Source organism: Yoonia sp., from assembly GCF_046498525.1.
GTDB lineage: Bacteria > Pseudomonadota > Alphaproteobacteria > Rhodobacterales > Rhodobacteraceae > Yoonia.
Genome location: NZ_JAWOAN010000284.1, coordinates 1 through 3,563, shown reverse-complemented (window position 1 = coordinate 3,563; position 3,563 = coordinate 1). Strand labels below are relative to the sequence as shown.

3 protein-coding genes and 1 pseudogene are annotated in these 3,563 nt (G+C 55.9%); all 4 read right to left on the bottom strand.

Features of this window, described 5'->3' with window-relative positions; translation table 11 throughout:
* A pseudogene (locus tag R6T97_RS16490) lies at positions 1-83 on the bottom strand (phosphate transport system regulatory protein PhoU); the annotation flags it as partial.
* A gap of 10 nt (positions 84-93) precedes the next feature.
* Positions 94-891, bottom strand: coding sequence for a phosphate ABC transporter ATP-binding protein PstB (pstB, locus tag R6T97_RS16485; protein ID WP_410350369.1), 798 nt, complete (start codon positions 889-891; stop codon positions 94-96).
* A gap of 25 nt (positions 892-916) precedes the next feature.
* Entirely contained in the window at positions 917-2,221 is a 1,305-nt protein-coding gene (gene pstA / locus R6T97_RS16480) for a phosphate ABC transporter permease PstA (RefSeq protein WP_410350368.1), read from the bottom strand.
* 13 nt (positions 2,222-2,234) lie between these two features.
* The coding region (pstC, locus tag R6T97_RS16475; protein WP_410350367.1) for a phosphate ABC transporter permease subunit PstC at positions 2,235-3,563 on the bottom strand (1,329 nt) is incomplete at its 5' end.

Below are 3,563 nucleotides of genomic sequence, written 5' to 3'. Positions count from 1 at the left end.
ACGAGACCGCCCATTTTCATCACCGTTGCCTGGATGCTTTCCAAGTCCCTGTCGAATGAGGACACGATATGTTTGTCGTTCATCTTCTTTTCCTTATCCGATCCGGCCGGTGATGTAGCTTTCGGTGCGGCTATCGGTGGGGTTTGTGAATATCGCATCGGTATCGTTGAATTCGACAAGGTTGCCCAAGTGGAAGAACGCGGTTTTCTGACTTACCCGCGCAGCTTGCTGCATCGAGTGGGTAACAATCACCACAGAGTAATCCCGCCGCAACTCATCGATCAGTTCTTCAATTTGGGCGGTTGCGATCGGGTCAAGCGCAGAACATGGCTCGTCCATCAACAGGACTTCAGGCTGGGTCGCTACGGCGCGTGCAATGCACAGACGCTGCTGTTGCCCGCCGGAAAGCCCGGTGCCAGGCTGGTCAAGGCGATCCTTGACCTCATCCCAGATCGCTCCGCGACGCAGGGATTTTTCGACAATCTCGTCCAGTTCGACCTTGGACTGGGCGAGGCCGTGAATGCGGGGACCATAGGCGACATTGTCGTAAATGGATTTCGGGAAGGGATTGGGTTTTTGAAAAACCATGCCGACCTGAGCGCGCAGTTGCACCGGATCGATCGATTTGTCGTTGATATCCTGATCATCCATCTTGATATGCCCGGTCACACGGCAGACATCGATCGTGTCGTTCATGCGGTTCAGACAACGCAAAAATGTCGACTTGCCGCATCCGGAGGGACCGATAAAGGCCGTCACGGTCTTGTCCGCGATATCGACATTCACATCCTTGATCGCATGCGTGTCACCGTAAAAGACGTTGACGTCCCGTGCGGTGATCTTCGTATCGGTCATCTTTACGTCCCGTTCAATCTTAGTCATGTCATTCATTTCAGTGTCCTTCATGTCGGGGCGCTTACCATTTGCGTTCGAACTTCTGCCGCAGGTAGATCGCAATTGCATTCATCGTGATCAGGAAACCAAGCAGCACAAGGATCGCCGCCGAGGTGCGCGATACAAAGCCGCGCTCGGGGCTGTCGGCCCAGATAAAGATCTGCGTTGGCAAAGCAGTTGCACTGTCGAAAGGCGAAGACGCCGCCGATGTGATAAAGGCATTCATGCCGATAAGAAGCAGCGGCGCTGTTTCGCCCAGAGCCTGCGCCAGACCGATGATCGTGCCGGTCAGAATGCCGGGCATAGCCAGTGGAAGAACATGGTGGAACACGACCTGATGTTTGGATGCACCCACACCTAACGCGGCTTCGCGGATCGACGGCGGCACAGCCTTGAGCGCGGCACGGGTCGCGATAATGATCGTTGGCAGGGTCATCAGCGCAAGCGTCAAACCCCCTACAAACGGTGCAGATCGCGGCATACCGAACCAGCCGATGAAAACCGCCAATGCCAACAGGCCGAACACGACTGACGGCACTGCCGCAAGATTGTTGATATTTACCTCGATGAAATCACTCATCCGGTTCTTGGGGGCAAATTCCTCAAGATAGATCGCAGCGCCAATCCCCAGAGGGAACGATATGACAAAGCATGTCAGAAGCGCCCAGAATGACCCGACCAAAGCACCCTTCAAACCTGCGAGTTCCGGAAAACGCGAATCCGCATTGGTCAGCAGACCCGTATTCAGCGGTTTGCTGATCAAACCAAGGTCCTGCAAACGGTCAAATCGTTCGATCGCAGCATCGTCCAGACGCCGGTTAGCTTCAATCGTATCACGCTTGACCAATCCCTTGGCCAACTGGTCATAAGGATCTGATGTCGGCACCTTGAGCGTAATGGTCTGGCCAATGAGCGACGGATCGGCCACGACCATATCACGCAACTCGAATTGCGCGCCGTTCGACAGGATCGTAGATACTTCGCGGGCGGCGGCGCGGTCGGACATGTCCACGTCAGGGAAATATTGCCCCATGGACGCGCTCAGCACATCGCGGAAACCGCCACGCGGCAGGTTTTCAACGGGCACTTCCTCGGGATCGACAAAGACCTCGATCTCGACATGGGTCTGTGTGAAGGCATGATAACCAGAGCCGACAATTGAAGCGATCAGGATAAACAGCATCGTGATTGCAAACGTAATTGCCGCGATGCCGAACCCTTGCAGCCATATCTGCTTGCGATTGCGACGGCCAAGGCTTTTGCGCACAGCTTCGGTCGTGGAATTGCCCATACGGGAACCGGGTTGATTTGATGTAAAATCGGTCATTTCTGAGCAAGCCTCAATCGTAGATTTCGCGGTACTTGCGGACGATCCGCAGTGCCAGAATGTTGATCATCAGCGTGATGATGAAAAGCATCATGCCAAGTGCGAAGGCCGCCAGTGTCTTCGGGTTGTCGAAAGCAGTGTCCCCGATCAGCAGCGTAACGATCTGCACGGTCACGGCGGTTACGCTGTCCAGTGGGTTGATCGTCATCTTTGCTATCAGACCGGCGGCCATCACCACGATCATTGTTTCGCCGATGGCCCGGCTCACGGCCAGCAGAACACCACCCACGATACCGGGAATGGCGGCCGGGAAAAGCACGTTCAGCATGGTTTCCGCACGCGTCGCACCCAAGGCCAAGGCCCCGTCACGCAAGCTTTGCGGGACAGCGGACAAGGCATCATCCGCGAAAGACGAAATAAACGGGATCAGCATGACACCCATCACGCTGCCAGCGGCCAGCGCGGTATTGGGCGCCACGTCAAGCCCGATGCTCTGACCGAAGGACCGAATTGCGGGTGCGATCACGAGGATGGCGAAAAAGCCGTAAACCACTGTCGGCACACCGGCAAGGATTTCCATGATCGGCTTGATGACCTGCCGTACCCTGTGTGAGGCGAATTCATTCAGATAAATCGCTGTCAGCAGGCCCACAGGTACGGCGACCACCAAGGCGACGGTCGCAATCACGATCGTACCAAGAAACACGGGAACAGCACCAAAGGCACCCTCGGCTGCGATCTGGTCTTCGCGGATCGGAATTTGCGGTTCCCAGCTTGTCCCGAACAGGAATTCGGTGAAGGATACCATGGTAAAGAATTTGTAGGTCTCGAAGACCAGTGCGAAAATGATTCCGATCGTCGTGAAAATGGCAACAGTAGCGCAAAAGATCATCAGGCCTGAGGTGATACTCTCAACCTGTTGGCGGGCCCGGAAATCGGCAGACACGCGACGGCGGGCCGCGAGCATAAGGACCGCGACCAAGCCCACGACAACGGCGAACATCAGCGTGGTCGCAGTATTCTGGTAGCCATTATATCGTTCAGCGGCCTGAACCTTATACTCTTCGGGCGTACCGAAGATGACCCCGCGACTGATCGATTTGATCTCGGCGAGGATCAGCTGCACCTGCCCGGTGCCCAGACCGTCAAGCGTGCCTTCAGGCAGGCTGGCCATGGTCAGACGGTCGATCACCTGCCCTTGTAGCATGAGCCACAACAGCAGCAGCACAAGTACGGGAACCAGAACCGTAAGAGCGGAATAAAGCCCGTGGAAACTCTCGAGAGAATGAAGCCGCTCTCCGCTTCCCCGGATGGTCAGGGCCGCGCGGCGGTTCAGCATATA

Bases quoted from the DNA above. Each gene is read 5' to 3' on its own strand.
- pstB (WP_410350369.1), bottom strand. From the start codon at position 891: ATGAATGACATGACTAAGATTGAACGGGACGTAAAGATGACCGATACG.
- pstA (WP_410350368.1), bottom strand. From the start codon at position 2,221: ATGACCGATTTTACATCAAATCAACCCGGTTCCCGTATGGGCAATTCC.